Origin of the sequence: Bacillus sp. TH17, assembly GCF_016651125.1 — a bacterium.
GTDB classification, from domain to species: domain Bacteria; phylum Bacillota; class Bacilli; order Bacillales; family Bacillaceae_G; genus Bacillus_A; species Bacillus_A mycoides.
Genome location: NZ_JAEKEN010000003.1, coordinates 60533 through 84062, shown reverse-complemented (window position 1 = coordinate 84062; position 23530 = coordinate 60533). Strand labels below are relative to the sequence as shown.

At 35.0% G+C, this 23530-nt stretch carries 18 protein-coding genes, 8 pseudogenes and 1 riboswitch; of the genes and pseudogenes, 12 read left to right on the top strand and 14 right to left on the bottom strand.

The genetic code is table 11. The annotated features are described in order from the left end of the window. Positions 1-159: 159 nt before the first annotated feature. Positions 160-285 (top strand): annotated as a pseudogene (locus tag JFT95_RS27185) (IS6 family transposase); the annotation flags it as partial. A gap of 125 nt (positions 286-410) precedes the next feature. Here the strand turns inward: JFT95_RS27185 and JFT95_RS27180 are convergent. The 3 genes from JFT95_RS27180 to mmuP all read right to left on the bottom strand — a co-directional run bounded on the left by JFT95_RS27180 (position 411) and on the right by mmuP (position 3994). Further along, entirely contained in the window at positions 411-704 is a 294-nt protein-coding gene (locus JFT95_RS27180) for an ArsR/SmtB family transcription factor (protein WP_078205348.1), read from the bottom strand. A 928-nt stretch (positions 705-1632) separates the two neighbouring features. After that, complete coding sequence (gene mmuM, locus JFT95_RS27175) at positions 1633-2610, bottom strand: homocysteine S-methyltransferase (RefSeq protein WP_078205349.1); 978 nt, start codon at positions 2608-2610, stop codon at positions 1633-1635. Then, complete coding sequence (gene mmuP / locus JFT95_RS27170) at positions 2585-3994, bottom strand: S-methylmethionine permease (protein ID WP_078205350.1); 1410 nt, start codon at positions 3992-3994, stop codon at positions 2585-2587. Before mmuP ends, mmuM begins: the two co-directional genes overlap by 26 nt. Positions 3995-4078: 84 nt before the next feature. After that, a riboswitch (SAM riboswitch) is annotated at positions 4079-4186 on the bottom strand. Positions 4187-4529: 343 nt separating this feature from the next. On the opposite strand from mmuP, the pseudogene JFT95_RS27165 reads away from it, so the two are divergent. Next, positions 4530-4694: pseudogene (locus JFT95_RS27165) on the top strand (IS4 family transposase); the annotation flags it as partial. A gap of 50 nt (positions 4695-4744) precedes the next feature. Here the strand turns inward: JFT95_RS27165 and JFT95_RS27160 are convergent. Next, on the bottom strand, positions 4745-5077 hold the full coding sequence (locus JFT95_RS27160) for a carboxymuconolactone decarboxylase family protein (RefSeq protein ID WP_012259796.1): 333 nt from the start codon (positions 5075-5077) through the stop codon (positions 4745-4747). A gap of 7 nt (positions 5078-5084) precedes the next feature. Further along, complete coding sequence (locus JFT95_RS27155) at positions 5085-5489, bottom strand: tautomerase family protein (protein WP_201053775.1); 405 nt, start codon at positions 5487-5489, stop codon at positions 5085-5087. A gap of 109 nt (positions 5490-5598) precedes the next feature. Between JFT95_RS27155 and JFT95_RS27150 the strand changes: the two genes are divergently transcribed. Beyond that, positions 5599-6471 carry a LysR family transcriptional regulator gene (locus JFT95_RS27150; protein WP_078205352.1) on the top strand — a complete coding sequence of 291 codons (873 nt, stop codon included), beginning with the start codon at positions 5599-5601 and terminating at the stop codon, positions 6469-6471. A 163-nt stretch (positions 6472-6634) separates the two neighbouring features. Here JFT95_RS27150 and JFT95_RS27145 read toward each other — a convergent pair whose 3' ends face one another. Further along, positions 6635-7909 carry an alpha/beta hydrolase gene (locus JFT95_RS27145; RefSeq protein ID WP_151304105.1) on the bottom strand — a complete coding sequence of 425 codons (1275 nt, stop codon included), beginning with the start codon at positions 7907-7909 and terminating at the stop codon, positions 6635-6637. A gap of 247 nt (positions 7910-8156) precedes the next feature. On the opposite strand from JFT95_RS27145, the gene JFT95_RS27140 reads away from it, so the two are divergent. Together JFT95_RS27140 and JFT95_RS27135 are read left to right on the top strand one after the other, a co-directional pair. Then, positions 8157-8606, top strand: coding sequence for a MarR family winged helix-turn-helix transcriptional regulator (locus JFT95_RS27140; RefSeq protein ID WP_201053773.1), 450 nt, complete (start codon positions 8157-8159; stop codon positions 8604-8606). A gap of 732 nt (positions 8607-9338) precedes the next feature. After that, positions 9339-9577 (top strand): annotated as a pseudogene (locus JFT95_RS27135) (SunI/YnzG family protein). Positions 9578-9852: 275 nt separating this feature from the next. On the opposite strand, the gene JFT95_RS27130 reads toward JFT95_RS27135, so the two are convergent. After that, positions 9853-10539 (bottom strand): ABC transporter ATP-binding protein, encoded by a 687-nt coding sequence (locus JFT95_RS27130; protein WP_060751035.1) that lies wholly within the window; start codon positions 10537-10539, stop codon positions 9853-9855. Between the two features lie 11 nt (positions 10540-10550). Continuing rightward, on the bottom strand, positions 10551-11978 hold the full coding sequence (locus tag JFT95_RS27125) for an ABC transporter permease (RefSeq protein WP_201053771.1): 1428 nt from the start codon (positions 11976-11978) through the stop codon (positions 10551-10553). Between the two features lie 292 nt (positions 11979-12270). On the opposite strand from JFT95_RS27125, the pseudogene tnpB reads away from it, so the two are divergent. Then, positions 12271-13392, top strand: a pseudogene (tnpB, locus tag JFT95_RS27120) (IS200/IS605 family element RNA-guided endonuclease TnpB). 115 nt (positions 13393-13507) lie between these two features. Here tnpB and JFT95_RS27115 read toward each other — a convergent pair. After that, positions 13508-14155: a lysozyme family protein gene (locus JFT95_RS27115; protein ID WP_078205998.1), complete on the bottom strand. Its 648-nt coding sequence runs from the start codon at positions 14153-14155 to the stop codon at positions 13508-13510. Between the two features lie 218 nt (positions 14156-14373). Here JFT95_RS27115 and JFT95_RS29705 point away from each other — a divergent pair. Then, a pseudogene (locus JFT95_RS29705) lies at positions 14374-14496 on the top strand (vancomycin resistance histidine kinase VanS); the annotation flags it as partial. A gap of 295 nt (positions 14497-14791) precedes the next feature. Here JFT95_RS29705 and JFT95_RS27110 read toward each other — a convergent pair. From JFT95_RS27110 to JFT95_RS27100, 3 genes are read right to left on the bottom strand one after another with little or no spacing between them, the layout of a single operon-like run. Then, positions 14792-15367, bottom strand: a complete 576-nt coding sequence (locus JFT95_RS27110; RefSeq protein WP_078205614.1) for a replication-relaxation family protein — start codon at positions 15365-15367, stop codon at positions 14792-14794. 22 nt (positions 15368-15389) lie between these two features. Beyond that, complete coding sequence (locus JFT95_RS27105) at positions 15390-16556, bottom strand: FtsK/SpoIIIE domain-containing protein (RefSeq protein ID WP_151304109.1); 1167 nt, start codon at positions 16554-16556, stop codon at positions 15390-15392. 15 nt (positions 16557-16571) lie between these two features. Beyond that, the gene (locus tag JFT95_RS27100) at positions 16572-16892 is read right to left on the bottom strand and encodes a hypothetical protein (RefSeq protein WP_002069793.1); all 321 of its coding nucleotides are present in this window, start codon (positions 16890-16892) and stop codon (positions 16572-16574) included. 291 nt (positions 16893-17183) lie between these two features. On the opposite strand from JFT95_RS27100, the gene JFT95_RS27095 reads away from it, so the two are divergent. The 5 genes and pseudogenes from JFT95_RS27095 (at position 17184) to JFT95_RS27075 (ending at position 21594) form a co-directional block, all read left to right on the top strand. Continuing rightward, positions 17184-17414 carry a helix-turn-helix domain-containing protein gene (locus JFT95_RS27095; RefSeq protein WP_201038173.1) on the top strand — a complete coding sequence of 77 codons (231 nt, stop codon included), beginning with the start codon at positions 17184-17186 and terminating at the stop codon, positions 17412-17414. A 107-nt stretch (positions 17415-17521) separates the two neighbouring features. Further along, positions 17522-18235 (top strand): annotated as a pseudogene (locus JFT95_RS27090) (Y-family DNA polymerase); the annotation flags it as partial. 558 nt (positions 18236-18793) lie between these two features. Next, a pseudogene (locus tag JFT95_RS27085) lies at positions 18794-20604 on the top strand (reverse transcriptase/maturase family protein). A gap of 100 nt (positions 20605-20704) precedes the next feature. Then, positions 20705-21256: pseudogene (locus JFT95_RS27080) on the top strand (DinB/UmuC family translesion DNA polymerase); the annotation flags it as partial. Next, positions 21253-21594: a YolD-like family protein gene (locus JFT95_RS27075; RefSeq protein ID WP_016096734.1), complete on the top strand. Its 342-nt coding sequence runs from the start codon at positions 21253-21255 to the stop codon at positions 21592-21594. The pseudogene JFT95_RS27080 and the gene JFT95_RS27075, both read left to right, overlap by 4 nt. Positions 21595-22070: 476 nt before the next feature. Here JFT95_RS27075 and JFT95_RS29700 read toward each other — a convergent pair whose 3' ends face one another. Continuing rightward, positions 22071-22205 carry a cytochrome c biogenesis protein ResB gene (locus JFT95_RS29700; RefSeq protein ID WP_215586163.1) on the bottom strand — a complete coding sequence of 45 codons (135 nt, stop codon included), beginning with the start codon at positions 22203-22205 and terminating at the stop codon, positions 22071-22073. A 72-nt stretch (positions 22206-22277) separates the two neighbouring features. After that, positions 22278-23483 (bottom strand): macrolide family glycosyltransferase, encoded by a 1206-nt coding sequence (locus tag JFT95_RS27070; protein ID WP_201053764.1) that lies wholly within the window; start codon positions 23481-23483, stop codon positions 22278-22280. Positions 23484-23530: the final 47 nt, after the last annotated feature.

Below are 23530 nucleotides of genomic sequence, written 5' to 3'. Positions count from 1 at the left end.
AAGCCCTAAATCTGGAGTGTACATGGAGATAATCAGTAGTTTATCAAGAGTTGTAAATCTGGTTCTGGTGCAAAAGCTTCAAAATATCAAAAAAAAGTCTTTCAGACTTGGACATACTGATACTATTATTCTAAAAAAGGATCTGATTGGTATGGAAAAGCTAAATCTATTCTTTCAGGAATAGAAGCGATGCATATCATTAAAAAAGGCCAACTTATTTTACGGGGCAAGTCTGTCCAAAATGAAGTGAAGTTTATTCATCAACTATTCGGAATGGCTGCATAAGAATAGATTCCATTAGGAATCTATATACCTCTTCAAATAAATACAATCTTTGCACCAGAACCCTCTAATAAACATACAAAAAGTTCCCTGCTTTATAACAGGGAACTTTTTTGCATATTATTAACCTACAAATCTAAAATCCCTACAATCTGACGAGCTTTAGAATTATCAATATAATAATGCATCTCTAATCCTCTTCTTTCCGCACGGAGTACGGTTCCTCTCAATTTTGATAAATACTGTGAAACAGTGGATTGCGGAAGTCTTAATATTTCTGCTAACAGTGTAACATTACGCATTTTATGATGCATTAACTCATTTACAATTTGTAATCGTACTGGATGTGCCATTACCTTTAATAAATCTACATCCTCTTCTGGAATTCCTATTACATCTCGATCACTTTTTAATGCTATCATTTTATATTCTCCTTTATTATTTATTTCTATTATCCTTATAAATAGTACTCATATATAAATACCTTTTGTCCTGTTGAGAAAATAAATTCACTATCCGCTCTTTAGATTAAATAAAGGAAAAGAACTACATATTTATTAAGTTATACGTTCTTCCACCAAAGAAGTAATCTCTTCAATTTTTATATATAGGGATAGCACCACATCGCTATCAAGATAAGAAAAGCAAATACCCCCAAACGAGAAAATTGACATGTCCAGATGAAAATGTACAATTTTTTTTTAGGGGCGTTATAAAGTTTTTAAGTTAATGTGGTGATACCCATCAACTTAAGAATGGAAACAAAGTGTACTTTCATTTTGTGGGGTAAAGCATTCCTAAAATAGAAGCATACTCTTAATAATACGCATACCAAATAAACCCTATCGTTTTATTAAAAGTCAAGGAAATAGTAATGAAATTCTATATTTATGCGATTGAATATAATGTCACACATTTTATAAGGTAAAAGGAAAGGATAGATGAACAGGAGAGTATACCTGTTTACATCTATCCTTTTTTACAACAATATGACCACATTTACTACTACAACAAATTTTCATATAGTTACTGAACTATTTTTTGAATAACTAAATTAACCTCTTCGTTAACTTTAATTACGAATAAATGGTCCCCTTCACCTTCAATTGGATCAACTACATCTTCATTAAAAGATTCAGCGTGTTGTCTACCATATCTATTAAACCAGCGGTTTTTATTTTCCCTGATTCCTTTCCATACCTAAGGTACCCAAAAGTCCACTGGATTCCCGAGGCTACCATCCACATTTGTGTCTCTGAAAAGACATTTTGTGCCACTAGACGTAACTGTAGATTTCTGAACAAGCAAAATCACGAAAATACACACAAAGTTAGATTATCATCCATTACATTACTGTTTTGCTTCGTTCGAATAGAAAAACTCGGAAGAACGCCACTTGTTCGATATCTCCTCAATGTGATAAGGTGTCGTTCTGCAGCATCCACCTATTAAACGTGCACCTGCTTGGTACCATTCTTCAGATTGAATATCCAACGCGTTACATTGTTCATGACCATGCCATGTTTTTGTTTCTGGATTATAAGTTTCACCAGAGTTTGGATAAACAATAATCGGTTTTTTGGTGTTTGCCCTCAACTCTTGGATTGCACCAGTCACAACGGTTACTGGCGCACAATTGATGCCTATCGCTACAATTTGTTCACTTTTCTCAAAAACTCGTGCACACTCCACGAGTTTCATACCTTCACTAACCTCTTTCTCATTTTTTAGCGAAAAGGAAAGCCACGCATATGTTGCTGGAAATTCACGCAATAATGTATCTAATACTCTTGCTTCTTGCAGGGAAGGGATCGTTTCAAATGCCAATAGATCTGCACCTGCTTCGATTAACGCAGACATTCTCGAACGGTGAAAGTCTGCTAATGTTTTATCTGTCACACCATAGTTGCCTACATACTCTGAACCATCTGCAAGGTAAGCCCCGTACGGTCCAACTGATGCAACAACCAATGGTTTAGGCCTATTCGTTCGCGTATTTTCCTTCCAAAAATCATCTCTTGCCCTTCTTGCGAGTAACACCGTTTTCTTAATTAATTCCAAAGCTTCCTGTTCTTGTATTCCACGCGCGGAAAAACCACTAATAGTAGCTTGATAGCTTGCTGTTATGGCACAGTCCGCTCCAGCACGAAAATAGTCCGAATGAACCTGATAGATTAGTTCCGGATTTTCTAGTAACACACGTGCCGACCAAAGGGGATCGTCCAAATTACATCCATGCGCCTCCAATTCAGTAGCTAATGCTCCGTCAAGAAGCATAATGGAATGTTGGGATAAAATAGCATCAATTGGGTTGATTTTGTTCGACATAATCTACGCCCCTCTTTTTTAGATTTTTTGTTAGATAATAACTTCCATAGCAAAATAAAATAAACGGTATGCCGCAATATAAGGCAATTCTCTGTGTTGGATCGAATGCAATTCCAATACACGATGCCAGACAAAGGATAAAAGAAGCAATTGGTACTAATGGATATAGTGGTGTGCGATAAATCAAGTCCTTTTCAGAATTTCCTTCTTTCAAAAATTGTCTGCGAAATAGGAACTGGGAAGCACTAATACTCATCCAAACTATAACTACTGCTAGACCGGAAATGGAAACAAGTACGATATAGACAGTATCTGGTGCCACAATACTTGAGAGCAAAGCCAACGCTCCACCCACCATGCTGAAAATGACGGCGTTGATTGGAACACCTTGCTTCGTCATTTTCCCAAAAATCGGGGATATCGTTTTCTTATTAGCAAGCGACCAAAGCATTCTAGAAGAGGCATAAAGGCCTGAGTTTGCCGCAGATAAAATGGCTGTTAAGATAACGAAATTCATTATGTCAGCTGAATATGGCACCCCAATTCGTTCTAGAACTGCAACAAAAGGGCTCTCTAATACCCCTGCATCGGAAATAGGCAATAACGCAGATAAAACAACAATCGTTCCTACAAAAAAGATGATTAATCTCCACAGAGTAATTCGAATGGCCTTCGGTATCATTTTTTCCGGGTTCGCTGTTTCTCCAGCTGCAATGCCTATTAATTCTGTTCCCGAAAAAGCAAAATTAACCGCAAGCATGGTCATCATAATGGCCGTAGCACCATGAGGAAATAAACCTCCACTTGTAAAATTAGAAAAGAATGGTGCTGCTTTTGAATGAGTCATCGGAAGAAACCCTAGCATTGCCGCTACTCCTAAAACAATAAAAAACACAATAGCTATAACCTTTATCGATGAAAACCAAAATTCGGATTCGGCGAAAAATTTAACAGTCAGGACATTTAATACAAAGATCAAAATGGCAAAAAGAGCACTCCATACCCAAACATTAACCGATGGAAACCATCGCTTCATAAGTAATCCTGCGGCTGTAAATTCAGAACCTAAAGCAACAGTCCAAGTTAACCAATACAACCAGGCTACTGTATACCCTGTACCCGGTCCAATGTATTTAACTGCATAACTATGAAATGCGCCCGTTTCAGGCATATGTACGGAAAGCTCTCCTAAACATAGCATAACTAGATAAACCACTAGCGCACCAATCAGATAGGATAGAATTGTTCCAAACGGGCCAGCTTGTTGAATAGTGTAACCCGAGCTTAAGAATAAGCCAGTTCCAATCACCCCACCAAGTGATAGCATGACTAAATGACGTGCTTGCATTTTCCTTTGAAATTCTCGCCCATTTTTGTTCTCCATTTCTACTCTCCTTTAGTTACTATCCAGAAAAAAATAAAAGCGCACTCTAAAAAAGAGGGCGCTACTGACAAATAAAAACGGAAGCTCTCATCTATCAGGATTATCACCCGCTGGAATTAGCACAGTGTCTACTTAAGCAGACCTGTTGCTGAGGTTTCATAAGGCCAGTCCCTCCACCTCTCTGGATAAGAAATATTTTTTTATAACCTTATCAATCCATTCAATAACTGTCAAGATAATTCTGTTTTTTAAAAAAATTATCTATTATAGAAATACAAAAAATAGAGTATTACTATAACTGCAACCCACTCCTTCTTGGGTATTATTTAAAAATCGAACATACAAAACCTCATTTATTTATGATACGGTTCACAAGCACTTCCTCAAAATTTAATGCACTTCTAAATATCTTCTTACTTCTTTGGCTATGGGGTCACCATACATAACCATCAACTCAGGAGATTTTAATACCCTCCAATATCAAAAAACGTTATCCTTTCTAAACAAGCTAAATTAGAAAGGATGATGTTTTCTTATGAATCTCTCGATTCAAGATGAATTATTACCATTTGCAGAAGAATTACAACGATATGTTACACCTGTATTCTTAGAAGAACTTGCAAGAGAAATAGGATTTATAAAGCGAAAACGTAAGTTTTCTGGATCAGAATTAGCTGCTATTTGCATTTGGATTAGTCAAACTAGTTTCTTATATAGCAGATTTCATTTTTGTTTTTTATAGAAGATTGATTATTTAGATACCGTATTCTCATTTTTGTTCAATATCATGTTTAGCGTTGCAGCCGCTTTAGGCCATCCAACGTAAAAGGCCATATGTGTTATCAAAGCAATAATTTCCGTTTCGTTAATTCCATTCTTTTCAGCTAATTGTAGATGAAATGGTAGTTGCTCAGTATTACCGATACTAATTAGAGCAGATAGTGTACATAAACTTCTTTCTCTGGATGTTAAAATAGGATCTCTCCATACTTTTTCGAATAATATGTTTTCACTATAATCAACAAAATCGGGAGCCATATCTCTCATTTTCTTTCGTATATTGGACTCGATACGATCATTCACTATTTTTTCACTCCCTTATATTAACCATTTGTGCTATACCTTGACCAAATGACCAGTTTTCAACAGATGTCTCGTTTAATGTAATAAAAATATCTGTTGTAGAGATGTTTAAATGATTAGAAATAGTTTTTGCTATGGATTGATACAAACTCGTTTTCTGATTTATTGTTCTTCCTGGCCCACATGTAATAGAAACATGCATTATTTTTTCTGTTCTCTTTTCCTCTCCTTCTAAGAGATAATGTGGATCGTAAAAAAATTGATTAGGGGGGTAAGGTAAAAACATTTGAAAGTAATCATTTTCTGGGATTTTAAAATGTTCAATCAATGAATGATGAATACTATTACTTACCGTTTTTAGCTCTTCTTTATTCAATTGACCATCTGGATAATAAACATTAACAAACGGCATATTTTCACTCCCTTTCTTATGACCTTATTTTACTTCCATTACCTCGATTTGTATAATTGAAAATACATCGTATAATTATCAATAAAACCGATGAAGATGGGGTGTGAAGATGGAAATAAAAGAGTTAAATACATTTAAGATGATTGTCGAAGAAGGTACTTTTTCACTGGCAGCAAAAAAATTAAACTATGCTCAATCAACTGTAACAACACATATAAAAAAGCTGGAGAATGAACTTGGCTTCCTTCTATTTGATCGGGGGTGGGATGCGCGATTAACAGAGGAAGGTACTTTATTTGCAAAGGAGGTAGATAACTTATTAATGCATTGGGATTATTCAATATCTCAAGCACAGCGCATAAGTAATGAGGAAAAAGGGAGAATAAGAATAGGGCTAACAGAATCTGTTGCAAAAAAGTTAATGCCATCTATATTAAACTATTTAGACAATGAGAAACCATATATACATTGTGATTTTGTTGTAGGGAATACAGCACTTTTATCACAACTATTAGAACAAAATAAAATTGATTTTGCTGTTTGCGGAAACAACAAAAATAGTTCCAATATGAACTTCACTCCACTTTACAATGAACAAATTGAATTTATTGTCAATAACCCTCACCATCCAATATTACACAAAGAGTCAATTGAAGTATTCGATATCATTAATTATCCTATTTTAATTGGAGAGAATAGTTGTTATTATTATCAATCTGTGAATGCCTTTTTATCAGAAAATAATTTATCTTTTAAAAGAGTTTACAATTGTAGTGCATTACATCTTATTCCACAAATGGTTTTTGGAAATGCAATAGGTATTATTCCTAAGGGAACTATTTTAAACAAAGGTAATATATCATTTAAGGTTAAAGGATTTGATCCCCAGATGCCTATAGGATTATTAATTTCTTCTAAAAACAGCAATTATTTGAGCCAGACAAAACAACGACTTATGAAATTAATTGAATCGTTATTGTGATAAATAATGATTTCTCTTAATAATTATCTATATTTGTTTGATTAATTTTTCAAAACAGCTTTTAAAGCCGGAAAATAATTAAAACAGCAATTAAATAATAGATACACAACAAAAAAGGATCTGCTACTTACTGCAGATCCTTTTTTGAATCGGTGTACATTTGTTAACTCTTACAAGCGTTTAATGTGTTACATTTTTTACGTGCTTTAATTTCAGCCGGCTGAGCACCAAGCCAATAAGTTGGAAATGCAGTCCCCTCGGTGACACCGCCATCACGATGCATGTAATAACGTTCATCATAATCATTTTTAAAGTTCCCTTCAAGTGCAAGTTCTACCCATTCTGCACCAAAACGGAAAATTTCTGCAGCTACTCCACCAAGCGGATGGAATTCATTCTCGTAGACGCGCAGCTCCTTTGGTGCTTCTACAAGCTCATAAAGACTTAATGCTTCTTCCAAACGGGTTAGTTCATCAAATTCTCCTATACCCATGAAGACTGGACAAGTAATCTTTGGAGCCAATTTCCATAGGTTCATCTGGCTACTCAGCTCGTTTTCAAAGGCAACCTCATCAGTGTAGCCAGACATGTACATAAAGTTTGCTTTGAAACTCGGCTGTGCTCGGTTGAAGATGGTATCAAATTCGCCATATACACCTTCAAAGGTTGCTATAGCGTTTATACGATTATCACTCGCAGCAGCGCGCATCCCCCAATACCCACTCATACTGATACCAAAAAATCCAATCCGATTTGAATCAACCTCAGGTCGTTTGGATAGAAAATCGATATAACAACTAACGGCGCGTTCGTAATTAGTCAAATCAACTTTTAGACCTCCTGATACAGATTCACCTTGACCTGGTCCTTCAATTGATAGAGCTACGATACCACGAGACGTATAATAGCGTTGCGCAATCTGTATATAGTCTTCCTTAATCATATCCATACCTGGGCCTAATATTACTGCTGGTGCATTACGAATTTCACCTGAAGGTAAATGAAGTAGTGCATATATCTGTTTGCCTTCAAATTCTAATACTATACGTTGTACCGTTCCCCCTCCAAGTGACGAAATAGCTGCCACACATTCGTTACAACGCTCTCGAAACGCTAACTTTCGTGGATCATCATTAAAATATGAATATTGTGCACGTCCCCACATAACAGCAGCTCGCTGATACAAATCACGGGCAGTAACTGTAAATCCTTTTTGTTCATAATGTTTTGCTCGTTCTTGAGCTTGAGCAGCAACCGTGGCCCATGCTTTTGGTATCATTGCTCCACTCTTTACTTGAGAAAATACTTTATCAAAATCAGTGTGGTCGTGTCCTAACTGTTCCATAGTTGCCTTTGCTTCAGGGTGCAAAGCATCAAACCCACCAAGTGCAAGAGCTATATCTAAAGCCCATCCTTGAGATTGTGAACGTTGAGTCATAATAATCATCCTTTACAATATAATTAAGTACTTAATGATTAAGTACTTAATTAATATGATGAAGTATACTATCTACTTTTGTCAAGTCTATAAACTAAGTCGTTTTATTTAGGATTCAAAATAAGTAGATATACTATTGCTTGGAAAAGAACAGCAAATCTATACTTAATTTGACTCTACTCTTTTCCATATGTTATTGTTAACTCCATATAATTAAGTACTTAGTTAATAAGAAAATGGTGATATTATGACAAATTCTATAAATAAGATAAATGCAATAGACGAACTTAGTCATGCTATATATAGTCTGACTGCAGCCGATGGACGTTTAAGAGGGCGAGCTACTCGTACATTAGGAGCAGTTTCAATGGTCCATGCTCGAACTCTTAAAGTATTAGCTGAAGAAGGCGAATTATCAGTCAAAGAATTAGCTGATCGAGCAGAAACTACCGCCGCTGGTATTACTCAATTAATCAATGGATTACAACAAGTAGGCTACGTTGAGCGTGTTCGTTCAAATAACGACCGGAGAGTTGTCAAAGTCCGGCTTACGCCTAGTGGTTTAAATTGTCATTTAGAAAGGGAGGAAAAACTAAAACATATTCTTAATGCGAACCTTTCAGATTTTGATGCAGAACAAATCGAGAAATCTTCTGAAATAATTAGGTGCCTAGTTCATGTGCTTGATCAACTATAATAGTATTCTAAAGCTTTCTTAGGTTCTTAGAACTAACTCCATCGCCATTAAGTTAAGCAATATATCACCAGCAAAATTGAAAAATGGGCTGAATACTCAAATATAACTGTAAGATTTTGAACTACTCCCACTTAACGACTTTGCGGCCTTTTTGAAGTGGGAGATTTCTGTGAACATCGGTGTATCCACCAGTTATCTTAGCAGGATCCGTCCGTAGTTCCTATGGTGGGAACTGAAGTGTCTTTTACGTTGCCTCACCACGCTTCCTACTTTAGCTTGATTTTCGCAATTTCGGCAAGCGCGGGACGATAGGACGTTGAAAATTTTACGATTGCAACGAATTTTCTGCAACCAACCTCATATCTTCAGTTTTCAAAGATCAATCTGTACAAGTATATGGTTAAAAACATTTTGGCTTACACCAACCGACATGCATCCCCCACTTAAAATTGACGTTTTACACCTTCACATTTTTAAGAAAGGAGTCTTTTGTTAGAAATCGATAAAATCGCTCCAATTCCTATTCATTTGAACTCCCCCCACTTATACGATTCTTCCCTTACAGTTTACCATTGCCCCAGTACTATCTTTCTTCCCTTTTTCGAAGGATGCTTTGTTGCTTAAAGAACCTGAAAATTGAATTTAAGAGCGCAAAAAGTTTGTTTTTTAATTAATCAATTTATATAACTAGATAATCAATTTGTAATTTAAATATGGTAAGGTTTTGGTAAAGTGCTAGGTATTGATGTAAAAACATAGAAGAAAAATTACTAATTATATTGCAATTAGCAAAGGTTTGTATTCCATTGAGTGAAATTATTGAGGTAACCGAAGATAATACGTATGCTGGTGTTGAAAAAGCAGAAGTATTCCGAATTGGAACAGCATACGGGACAACTGATCGTAGTTTAATTAAAATCATAAAGTATACTTATCTATGTTCTGTTGCACAGTGTTTAAAACTAAGCTAAACTTTTGCAACAGAACCCATTTACTTTCCCTCTTCAAAAAATCGTAACTTTATTTCAAATCCACATTTAACCCTTAAAACAAAAAGAACTTGTAGGAATCTCTACAAGTTCTTTTTAGTTTCAGGTGAATATACGGGACAAACAAACTATCTTACAGATTCATCATAGAAACTACAGGGGTAATGCTTTGACAAATATATTATATAACAAATATTAACATCCATAGATTTTAATTTTGAAAATTATGTGAATTAAGAACGAAAGTAGCTTTTTTCTTAGCTATTATTAATTTCGTTTACTACTAACTTCTTTTTACTTAAATACACTGCTCGATCCGATTTTTTTGCAACTTCTTGTGAATGCGTAACAACAATTACACATTTATTCTCTTGATGAGCAAGCTCTTGAAACAACTCAATAATCTCTTTTGCTGTTTCTCCATCAAGGTTTCCTGTTGGTTCATCAGCAATCAATAAATCGACATTGCAAGATAGTGCCCTAGCAATTGCTACACGCTGTTGTTGCCCGCCACTTAGTTGCAAGACATTTCGTTTCGCTTCTACTTCTGTGAGTCCTACCTTCTCTAATAATTCTAATGCTCTTGCTTTTTTATTTTGTACCTTCACACCTGTAATTTCCATTGCCGTTAGTACATTCTGAAGAGCGGTCATATAGGTAATCAAATTATACGATTGGAAAATTACAGATACATTTTGATTACGGTATCGATCCAAACCAATTTTTCGAATATCCTTGCCATTATATAGTACATAACCGTTTTTAGGTATGTCCAGCCCACAACCTAAGCTAAGAGTTGTGGTTTTTCCAGATCCAGAGGGCCCTAAAATCGTGTAAAAATGCCCTTTTTGAAAAGAAAAATTAACATTATCTAGTATCGTTACTTTTTTCCCATTACTTTCATAATAATAATCTAAGTTTTTAAATTGTAAAATCGTCTCCATATCGAGCCTCCTTATTCATCTTTTAAAAGAATTTGTTTTGGATTTAAGCGTAGAATAGATAATGCTGGAAGAAGCGTTGCTAATATAGCAATAGCTAGTCCAATTCCCCCCATTTTCCCTACATCCTCTCCCGTTACACTTACATCAATTTTATCAATTGGCTCCTTTTTTTGGTCTTGTAGACTACCACCAGGTCCAGCCACCATTACAGTACTATTTTGTGAGGTGTCTGTTTCTTCACTTGCTGTAGCAATTTCACTCGAAAGTAAGTTATTCCCTACGAATTGAGAAACTTTAGCTCCTGTTGTTATGGATAATCCAAATGCTAAAATAGCAATACATACTACTTCTACTACGAACTGCGCCATCAGTTTCCATTTTTTCTCTCCAATGGACAATAAAATCCCCATTTCCTTACGACGTGCTTTAATCGATAACATAATGATTAATCCTAAGATAATCGCACCTGCAATAGATACCATATAGATAATCATTTGAGACGTAGAAGCGATATTTTCGATAGGACCAATCATTTGTTTGTACAATGAATCATGTGCATCTAACTTAAAATAATTAAAATCAATATCAGATTTTTTTGCTTCTTTTTTAAATGCATCAATGTATTGTGGGTCGTTCAATAAGTACACAACTTGAATACTACTCATACCTTCATCTACTTCTAATTTTTTTAAAGTAGAGTAAGGCATATATAGTTTATTAGCTGGATTCATCATAGGAGGGGGATTTTGACCCATTGGTTGCTCATTCGTTTCGTAAATACCAATAATTTCAATTTCAAGAGTTTCCTTTTTATCCCCTGATTGAACTTTAACTTTATCTCCTACTTTCAAATTGTTTTGTTCCGCTAATCGTTTTTCCATTAAAGCTACATTCTGATCTTGCATCTGTTCTGTAATTGGTTTTCCATCAACGATTTTATTTTTTCCATTTTCAAAGCTTTCTTGTAATAAAGTCTTGCGAACTCCTTCTATCATAAGAGAAGAATTCATATCTATTTCTGTACCTGAACCTGATCCTCCCGCCGTTGCCACTCTAGCATTTCCTTTTCCTTCTCCTTCGCCTTCTGAAACTCCTACTAATTTAAATCCATCTGCAATTCCGAAATTATGGGTTATATAATTATAGTCTTTTACATGCTTGGACTTCGCTAATTGATCTGTTTCTTTTGTATTGAGCTGCGGCGGATTAGGCGCTTCTCCAGTTTCCCTTGCTTGTTTTCCTAATTTATCAAAATCAAGACCTAAAGTAACATCAGCACCCAGTTTTTTTCTTGCTGCATCAGCAGCTTTTTTTGATGCATTTTGGATTGTGAATCCTGCCAGCACTAAATTTGTAACAATCAGGAAGACTGCCATCAAAATTAATGATGTTCCTATTCTTTTTTTCATACTGAGAATTGCGCGTTTTATAAAATTCATTTTTCCTAACCTCCTTGATAGTTGTTATTGTATATACGCTATCTGGAGTTTGTATGGAGCTATTCCATAGTTTATCTGGAGATATAAGGAGTTTATGTGTATTTATCATTTTAGCCAAGAAGACTCCTTCCTCCAGGAATGCGAAGTGAGTAGGTGGGAGATGAATTTGCTTCGGACAAGGGATGGCAGGAAGCCATCTTAATTGTTCGACATACATAAACTGTTACTTCACTACCTATCGAATATACGTTTGTTGTATAATAGACACATATCGAAATGGGGGGTGAAACGAATGATAATCAATAAAGCATATAAATTTCGTATCTATCCAAATAAAGCACAAGCGAACCTAATCAATAAAACAATTGGCTGTTCTCGTTTTGTATTCAATCATTTCCTATCTCTATGGGATAATGCATACAAAGAAACAGGAAAAGGTTTGACATATGGTACATGCTCTGCCAAACTTCCTGCCATGAAGAAATAGTTTGTTTGGCTAAAAGAAGTGGATAGTATTGCGATTCAGTCGTCTGTTCGCAACCTTGCGGATGCTTATACACGCTTTTTCAAAAAACAAAACAGTGCCCCGCATTTCAAATCTAAGAAAAACAACGTACAATCTTACACCACAAAACAAACAAATGAAAACATTGCCGTTGTAGGAAACAAAATGAAATTGCCAAAACTCGGTCTTGTTCGATTTGCCAAAAGTCGTGAAGTAAAGGGACGTATTTTAAATGCTACAGTTAGACGAAACCCTTCTGGCAAATACTTTGTGTCATTGTTAGTTGAAACAGAAGTGCAAGAACTTCCGAAAACAAATTCTTACATTGGAATGGATGTGGGACTAAAAGATTTCGCCATTTTGTCAGATGGAACAATCTATAAAAATCCAAAGTTTTTTCGATCGTTAGAAGAGAAGTTGGTAAAAGCACAGCGTGTTCTTTCTAGAAGAATGAATGGATCTTCTCGCTGGAATAAACAACGAGTAAAGGTAGCTAGAATTCATGAATACATGGCAAATGCCAGATAAGATTACTTGGACAAAATCTCAACTGAAATCATCAAAAACCACGATGTTATCGGTATAGAAGATTTGCAAGTATCGAATATGTTAAAGAATCATAAGTTAGCAAAAGCGATTAGTGAGGTATCATGGTCACAGTTTCGAACCATGTTGGAATATAAAGCGAAATGGTACGGCAAACAAATCATTGTCGTATCGAAAACATTTGCTTCAAGCCAATTATGTTCTTGTTGTGGATATCAAAACAAAGACGTTAAAAATCTAAACCTACGCAAATGGGGTTGCCCTTCTTGTCATACACATCATGATAGGGATATTAACGCAAGTATCCATCTAAAGAATGAAGCGATAAGGCTTCTAACCGCAAGGACTGTAGAGCTAGCCTAATAAATTAGAGTTCGATAGAACTCTTTACTTAGGAATCCCCCTCTTCTAAACGAAGTAAAAATGGGGGTAGTTCAATGTTGATAACTGACGGTATCATAATATTTAATTCTACAGCTTATTTAGAAGAGTCATGTACATTTCGAAGACGTTCTTGAATAAGTTTTATTTTTTCATTCACCTTTGATGCATATGTGAAATCACCATAACAATATGGATACCTAAAATTATTTTGATTTCCACCACAAGTGTACATCTCTGGATTTTGATCAACTTTCATCTTAGAAAACTTTTTAGCCGAATCTTCCGAGTGTTGTTTATCTTCTTGGCTGGCAATAAAATCAATATACCCTGGTCCCATATTATAGCTTTGAATAATTGTATCCATGCTAACATCTTTTTCCGTTCCATATTTGTACATTTGAGCAAAGTGTTTTACCCCTTGTTTAATACTCAGGCTTATCTCTTGAAGTTCATTTGGCCTTAATCCAAGTGACTCAGAAGACTGCATAGGGTCGTTGCCCTCACCTCTACTCTCTTGGTACATAATTCCTAACAAAACTGCAGTTTTCCCTCCTAAATCATATTTTTCTAATTCTTTTTTCAAGGTAGGCTCATATTGCAATAAACGTTTTTCGGTAGCAAGCACTTTATTTTTATGAACATTGGTTTTATGATTAAAATATAGTATTCCAAGCATTGTTCCTAAACCTAAAATACTAATAAATAATAATATAATAATTCGTATTTTACTCGTATTCTTCATATATTCCTCCTCGTATAAGAAATTCTATTTTTCAATGGCAATTGGTTATTTATAAAATATGTAGTGACCATCTATCCCCCGCTCCTTTTTAGACTGAAACATCAATTCTTTAAGGTTTAAAGTTTAATATAAAAATTTAAAGATAAGGTAAAGATAAGATAAAGTTAAGATAAAGGGCATTTTTTAGCGTACTTTAAAAAGGTATTGGTACAAACAAATATGTGGGACAACTTGTTGATATGAATGGATATAGTGATAAGCGAGAGGTTATCGTACAAGTTATTAGTTTTGGAGATATCATTTTAGAAGAAGATTTACCCTATCTTTTTAATATACTTTATATAGAAAATTAAGAGATAAAATATAATAAAAAACGGCTAACCCTCCACGTAAGAGAATCAGCCATCACAAATAACTAATTATTTCATACTTGAGATATTATCACCCTTAGCGCTATACAATGAGATATTCGTTTAACCATTAAAAATTATTTAAAGGATTACTTTCTTCATTTTTTTACTATTTCATAACTTGCTTCAAATTTACTCATCGCATTTATTGCCGTCTAACAATCATCATCACACATGACTTAATACATTATTGAAAAGAAACAGTTCTACACTATGCAGGCTTTCTTTATGATTTTACCGCTAAATTTTTTATAAAACTCTCTATAGAATTCGCCTGGAATACACGGAAATAAGAAGATTGAACGTCGTAATGTTTGTCAGTAATGATAAGGATTGAAGGAAAGAATTTAGAAGTTTTCGGTTGCCAAGATTCATTATGCCATTCTTGGCTATGAAAGTATAACTCATATCTCTTTATCTTTTCTTGCATTATCTTTTTACTATACACTGACTTTTGAACTTCAATAAAGAATGGCGATCTACGCCATATAGTAAAAGCATCCGGCTCCATATATTCTTTCCCATACTTTGGTTCAACTTTGAATATTTTAGGATTTTCATAATGAACGAGTTGTTTGTATACGTCCACAATACCAAGGAAATGAGGGGTTTTTTGACTTGTCTTTCTGATAGAACTCGGTTGCGGAAAATAAATGTATGGGTGCTGCCAAACATTCGCATCAACATAGCCATCTCTTCTTAATCGTTTCATAACCGTATTACAGCAAGTTACCGCATTCTTTAAGCCTTGAAAATGCAAGTCAATAATATCGTCACGGGACATGCATCTAAATCGCTTCAAATCATTCAAAATTCCTTTATCTCTACTCTTCATCATCTAACACCCCAAATAACGGAATTTCTTCTTGCGATGAATTCTGAAGTATTTTCTCCTCTTTAGACGTGCAATATGGTTTAACAATTTGTTTCGCCTTACTTAATTCCAAATAAGGAGCTTGCACTTTCTTTAATCCATTTCGTTTTAAAATCATTTGGCCAGATTGCTCTAAGTGCTCTGAACCAGGAGTACCCATGATATTACTATTAATTGCACTATCACATTTAAAGCCGATTCTAACGGTCATATTTAGTTTTAACTTACCATCTAACACTTTCGCATCTGGCCGCTGCATACTAAGCATAAGAAAAACTCCAAGTGATCGACCGACTGCTGAAATCTTTTCAATTGTAGTCATACACTCTTTTTCATCTTTAAGCATAGCCACTTCATCGATAGCAAGTAGAATATATGGTTTTTGATGATCTGGATTTAATTTGTTGTAGGCATCAATATGATCAACCTCATATTCTTCCATAAGTTTTCTTCGTTCTCTAATTTCCTTCCACACCTTTTGAAGCATTATTTTCATTTCAATTTCTTCCATACAAACTTCTTTTACATGCTTCACTCTTCGCAAGAAATGAAATTCAGAGTTTTTTAAATCTCCAAGATACAAATGCAACGTATCAGGAGACATATATTGAATGAGTGTGGATAGTACAACACGTACCATACTACTTTTCCCGCTTCCCGTTTCCCCTGCAATTAATAAGTGCGGTGAATCGGAGTCAATCATATCGTACGCAATCATTTTTCCGAATTGGTCCCTGCCAACCACAACAGGTAAACGGTAACCTTTTAATAGTGGCTGCCACTCTTTATAATAATAATTGTACGATTTTAGCCCAGCATTTGAACGGAATACATGTAGGACAAATCTTTTCACATCACCTTCAATCGTAATATTCCGTCCTAATATTTGCTGAAAACAAAACCACTTCTTTTCAATCTTCTGTGGATCTAATCCGTTTGGTATGGTAAAAACATACCTCACGCTTTCTGCTGAAGAAGAAACATTATGTACCTTTGGATAAATAGGCACTTTTCCCCCGCGTGTTTGATGTTCCGTATATAAACCTGCTTTTCCGAACACCTCCATAAGCTGATTCCTTAACCTTTGCGTACGAAGCCACTCCTTTATAATCCCCATTACTCCCTTCCCTCCTTAAAACATGATTACGATACGAACAAATACATATCCAATCAAGCAAACTCCACCAATTCGCGTTCCGTGATAAATACCTTCACTTACAAATTTAGCTGCCGATATATAGTCATGTCGCACCAAGTATTTTTCTAACATGACTGCTCCGATTAAAATCGTTCCCATAACTCCTAATGCAATGTAAGTATGTAATACCTGATCCGACATATGAAGGAATGCGAAAGGACTTAATGAATTGTATTTACGTATTTTCTTTTCTTTATCTTTGTATGACCGATCCATAAACTCGCGAAAAGGAATTGTTTCTTTCCTAGCACGCATTTAAATGCCCCCTTTATAAACAGAATTTAGAATATAGATATTACATAGCTTCATCTACTTAATACCTTGGTAGTTTTACCTTGGTAGAAATCTTGATAAATAATGTGGTAATCATTCGCAACTTACTTTGGTAACCTCTTATTCTTCTACCTTAATAAATACCGTGGTAGCTGCTTTGATACATCATATTGTGGACAGCTTGTACATTATGTAAAAAACTTTTTCCGTCTATGCGAATAGTTTTTTACATTTATGTCCACAATGTTGAAAATAGGTTCAGGAGGGATTTAAGTGTTTTGGAAATTCGCAGGTAAAAACCGAACGAAATTAGGTAATTTTTTAGATCGGAATGGCTTCACCCAAAATGATTTAGAAAAGAACGCGAAATTAAGTCGCCCTACAGTTTCAAAGGCGTGCAATGATAAAGAATACATACCTAGTCCAACTGTAATGAAAAAAATTTTAAAAGTTATTAGGCAAATAAAACCCAACGTTAAATCCACCGATTTTTGGGATATGTAAAAACTGGCTAACTAGAGTCAGTTTTATTTTTTTTTAAAAAACCTTTATAATAGAACGCATATTCGTATATAATAAGAACAGACGTTCTTATTTAAGGAGGCATAACGGTGTATGACTACTCAATTTTGCCAAATCGAATTGTTTTATGTGTAGATCTTCGCAGCTTTTATGCAAGCGTGTCCTGTATCAAGATGGGCTTAGACCCACTGCATACTAAATTAGCTGTAGTAGGAGATGTGAACAGGAGTGGCTCCATTGTTTTGGCTGCAACACCACCATTAAAGGCATTAGGTGTTAAGAAAATGGCAAGGTTGTACGAAATACCACGGCGTAAAGACATTCTTGTAGTAAACCCAATCATGGGAACTTATATAAAATGCTCAAATTACATAACAAAATTAGCTTTACAATACGTTCCGATTGAGGATTTCCACCAATACAGCATCGATGAATTCTTTATGGATATTACAAATAGTATCCATCTGTTTGCGAATGAGCCATATGAATTTGCGTTGAAATTCAAACGTGAAATATATGAGAAAACAAGAATTGAATGCACAATTGGGATGGGGCCTAATCCTTTAATGAGTAAGATTGCTTTAGATGTGGAAGCGAAGAAGACAAAAGACTGCATCGCATATTGGAAGTACGAAGATGTACCCATAAAATTATGGCCGATACGACCACTTAGTAAGTTTTGGGGGATTTCGAGTAAAACAGAAGTAAAGTTAAATCGAAAAGGAATACATTCAATTGGAGACTTAGCGCAATACCCGCTCAAATACTTAAAACAAAGCTTTGGGGTTATTGGCGAAGAATTAGTGCGCCCGTAAGGGGTATGTTTGAATCTGTCGATAGCAAGACAGCAGGATATATTGCAACGCCTGTCATCACCTAACTTATCCGGGAAGGAAACTAAACGGGGAGTGTAGCATGTTAGGAAAGTCATAAGTTGACTAAGTACTAAGTCACGACTGAATGGCGAGATGAGAATTGTAAACAAGGATGAAGGTTGCATTACTTGAACGATAACCTGAGTAGTCCCATCGCCGGCTACAGCGGAAAGTACTTATAAACGCTGTATAATCTCAGGGAATTAGTATTGCAGTTCTGCTAATTCCAGCAATACGATAGATTAGGCAATCCTAGTAAAGGATAAAAGGTGAAAGTCGCATCCGACATTACAAATAGCTATGTCAACATACATCTAAACGGGGATTACCTAAATCAGGAAGCCCATAGGGCTATGGTTTTCTGGAACTTGAATACCTGACATGGTAACGGAGTTCTCGTAGTAGTCAGAGATAGGGAAAGCCTATTACAAGGCAAAGGGGAACAGCTTATCCAGCTATATACACGATGGAAGGAGCGTGAGGCTCATGAGAAATCCAGATGATGTATTAGGCAGTCTAGTAACAAAGTCTAACAATAAAAACTATAAATATAATCGTCTTTACAGAAATCTATACAATCCAGCCTTTTATCTAAAAGCCTACACAAATATCAGCTCTAATCAAGGAAATATGACAAAAGGGACTGATGGAAAAAACATCGATGGTTTCAGTTTGGAGAAAATAAATATCCTAATAGAATCGCTAAAAGATGAGAGTTATCAACCACACCCCTCCAAGCGGGTCTTCATACCTAAAAAGAATGGCTCAAAGCGTCCATTAGGTATACCAACATTCAAGGATAAACTTCTACAAGAAGTTATTCGAATGATACTCGAAGCGATATATGAAATGAGTTTCAAGGAAAGCTCTCATGGTTTTCGTCCCAAACGGAGCTGTCATACGGCTTTACACAAAGTACGTAAAACTTTCACTGGGATGAAATGGTTCGTTGAAGGGGATATTAGTGGTTTTTTCGACAATATCGACCACCACACACTTATAGCATTACTAAGAAGGCGGATAACTGATGAGAAATTTATTCGCCTAATATGGAAATTTCTACGAGCAGGATACCTAGAAGAATGGAAGTATCGAGGTAGCTATAGTGGCACCCCACAAGGGGGAATCATCAGCCCACTTTTATCTAACGTGTATCTAACAGAATTAGATACTTTTATGGAAGAGTACCAAAAAGAGTTTTCTAAAGGAACAAAAAGGAAAACTACAAAAGCCTACAAACGTCAGGAATACCTAACATACAAACACAGAAAACAACTAAAGGAAAACTGGGGACAGCTCACGGAACAAGAAAAGAAGCAAGGAATTATAAAATATAAATCCTTGAAAGAAGAGTTGCTTAAAACTCCTTTTGGAGACCCCATGGATGACTCATACAAAAGAATTCAATATGTCAGATACGCGGATGACTTTCTTGTGGGGATAATTGGTAACAAAGCGGATGCGGTAAAAGTTAAAGAAGATCTAACAAACTTCTTAAGAGACAAGCTAAAACTTGAATTGTCACAAGAAAAAACACTAATCACACATAGCTCAAAAAAGCAAGATTCTTAGGATATAACATCACAGTAAATAGAATGCCAGTTACTAAACGTGATAAAAATGGATTTCTAACCAGACACCAAATTATGAGATGTAAACTGTATCTTCCTTCGGAAAAATGGATTGAAAAGCTCAAACAATATGGAGCTCTACGCATCATGGCAGATGGGAAATGGAGAATATGGCATCGCACTTATCTCCTAAATAATGACGAACTAGAAATATTAAACACGTACAATGCGGAGATAAGAGGACTATATAACTATTACAGTCTTGCAGAAAACGTTTGTACACTCCAAAGCTTCCACTACTTTATGAAATATAGTTTCGTCAAAACTCTAGCTGCAAAACATAAAACATCTGTAGCTAAAGTAATGACAAAATATAAAGTTAAGGGAGATTTAGCTATTCAATATCAAACAAAATCCGAGAAAAGAATCAGTTACTTTTACCACGATGGATTTCGAAGAAAAGACAAGATTATGAATATAGTTCAAGACAATCTACCAAATTCACAACTATGGTGGCGTAATAGCTTAATCAAGAGATTGTGCGCAAACAAATGTGAATGGTGTGGAAAAAGTGATGCACCTTTAGAAATGCATCATGTTAAAAAATTGAAAGACTTGGAAGGCAAAAAGCTGTGGGAAAAGAAAATGATAGCAAGGAAAAGGAAAACCTTAGCATTATGTACAAGGTGTCACCAAGACCTACACAGCGGAAAGCTGGATGGATAAGTGGAAAGCCGTATACATCGAGAGATGTACGTACGGTTTGGAGGAAAGCACACGAAAATCTAACATAGCAATATGTCAAGACGTTGGGTGCTTATCCTACCACTTACATAGCAACGGCATTGATTTTAGCCGTATTGCAGAAAAATACATACCAACAACAACTTCAATGGGTAAGAGCCAAATACTCATGCGTGATTACACAATAGAAGAATTTCCAATTATCCTTCTGGAACATATCGAAGAAGTTTGTTATCGGATGAGAAGACAAAACAAACTAGCTCAAACAATCCATTTTTCCATTGGTTACAGTAAAAATTACGCTGGTGGTTTCAGAAAAACTCACACTATGAACCGACCAACTAATTTAACAATGGATATCTATCATATTTGTACATATTTTTTACATAAGTTTTATACCGGGGAACCAATTAGATCTATCAATGTTTCTTTAACCAATTTAATCAATGAAGGTGAAGAACAAATATCTCTTTTTGACAATGTAATACAACGAGAAAAAGAAATGAAATTAACGAAGGTAATGGATGAAATACGCACTAAGTTTGGTAAGAACAGCATATTAAGAGGAATTTCTTATACAAATAGTGCTACAGCAAGATACAGAAACACATTGTTAGGAGGACACAAATCATGAACAACACTAATATGCCAAAGGGACGAGGAATGGTGAAATGGACGCCATTTGCTGCAATGACAGAACAATTTGACGGTATACGTGAGATTATTAAGGAAAAGAATAAAGTAGCACGTCCAATCTTAACTTCTGAAGAAATAGAACTTATCGAGAACATGTTATTATGCTCATTACTATCTGAAGAAGAGGTGTTGATTACATATTACGAAGATGGCTATCTGCTTACTAACTACATGACCGTGACTGATATTGATCCATTGAATTGTTCTATACTATGTACAGATGCTTTTTATAACAGGATTACTCTTAAATTTATGGATGTTGTTGATGCAAAATAAAAGCATTCAATGCAAAGTATAAATACTAAATGTGATGATTGCGCTCCCCCTTGAAATAAATGAATTCGAAGCTAAGGATATGAAACTATATTTTAAAGATATAATAAATGAAACATAAGTCAAAAATATCTTATAACAAAAGTGACTCTTGTTTTGTTAGCTTGATAGCGATGTGGCGATACCCCATCGCCATCAACTTAAGTAATTAATTGTTCACCAAAACGCTATGATCGCTTCTTTTAGACGGAAAATTAAGAAATTTAAAGAAAGAATTGAAGAGTTGGAAGATGAAAACAAAAAATTACGCAAAACAGTAAGTACAGAACTAGTAAATTATATGAAAATTTTATAATAAAGTTATGGAAGTAAACTTTGATACATAGAACATAAAAAAGAGACAGCAATCGCTGTCTCTTACTAAACTAAAGGGTGCGTTAGTTAATTAGCAGTTTAAAATTCTTATTTATTCCCTTTTACTAATCAATTTTTTCTATACGCACGCGTTTTACAAATAATGACAACACAAGTCCAATGAGCGAAATAACTGCTATAAAGAAGTACACATACTTAGTTCCTTCAGCTGGAAAATTTATAACTATCGCTTTTGACATAAAAAATCTCTCCATTTCTATATATTTTAGTTAGAGTAGATTTCTAGTTGTCATCTTAGATTGAAATTTATATTATTTCGAAATTTGGTAATTAGAAACAAATTTCTCAATTTCTTCAATAGCTTTTTTGTATCCTCCAGCATCTCGAAGCGTCTCTCCGACTTTACGACTCTTCTCCTTAAATGTTGCATCATCCATTACTTTCTTTACAGCTTCACGTAACAACTCCGGCGTTAATTCTTTACGATCCAGTCTTATTCCAGCCCCTACCTCGGCTACTCGTTTTGCAACTAATGGTTGATCTCCTGTCACTGGAACTACAACTAACGGAACACCATAATATAATGCTTCACTTGAGCTATTCATACCGCCATGTGTAACAAATACATCAGTATGTTTCAATACTTCTAATTGCGGGACATAATTATACACTTTAAAGTTATAGGGAATATCCTTAAATTGGTTTATATTTATTTTTTTCCCAACAACTAATATAACAGTCGCATCGATACCTTTAAAAGCTTCAAAACATTTCTCATAAAACTCTGGCTGCTCATTAAAAACTGTTCCCATAGAAATGAAAACAACTTTTTTGTTCTTTAAATCTTCAATAGGAAAACTTCCTATCTCTTTACGAGTGGCAATTGATGGACCGATAAATTTATACGATTCATCAAATACATCCGAATACGGCTGATACTCTTTAGAAGTATATACAATTGTAATATCTCCAGGATGATTCATAATATCATATAGACTATTACAGTCCATTCCATATCGCTCTTTCCATTGTTCCATTCCAGCTAAACACGATTGGTATAGTGGATCATTTTCATCTATTTGTCTCGATTCTTGTTCATCATTAAATGTAATGTATTGATTAAAAGCAAAAGTCGTACAGGAAGAAACGCTTGGTAATTGTAAGATATTCGCTATAATACGTCCTACTGGAAAATGATTATCATATATCAAATAATTGTACTTTTCTCCTTCTGTTTCATCTACAATTTGAGTAACAATACGTTCTGATGCTTCTATCATATGAGATAGCATCGTTAAAGGACTACCGCCTTCATTCACTCGTTCCATAATATTGATTTGTGAAAGAAAATTCTTAAATGCTCGAAATTCCGCACCTGTTGCTTCAATCTTCTTTCTATAATCCTCAATACAATATGCAACAACTGTTTCTCCACGCTGAATTAACTCACTAACAATTGCTAATGTCGGATTAATATGACCTTCTCCGGGAAAATTTATTACGAGTACATTCGCCATTACACTCTCTCTCTTTCATTTAATATAGTTAAATTAATAATTAATTA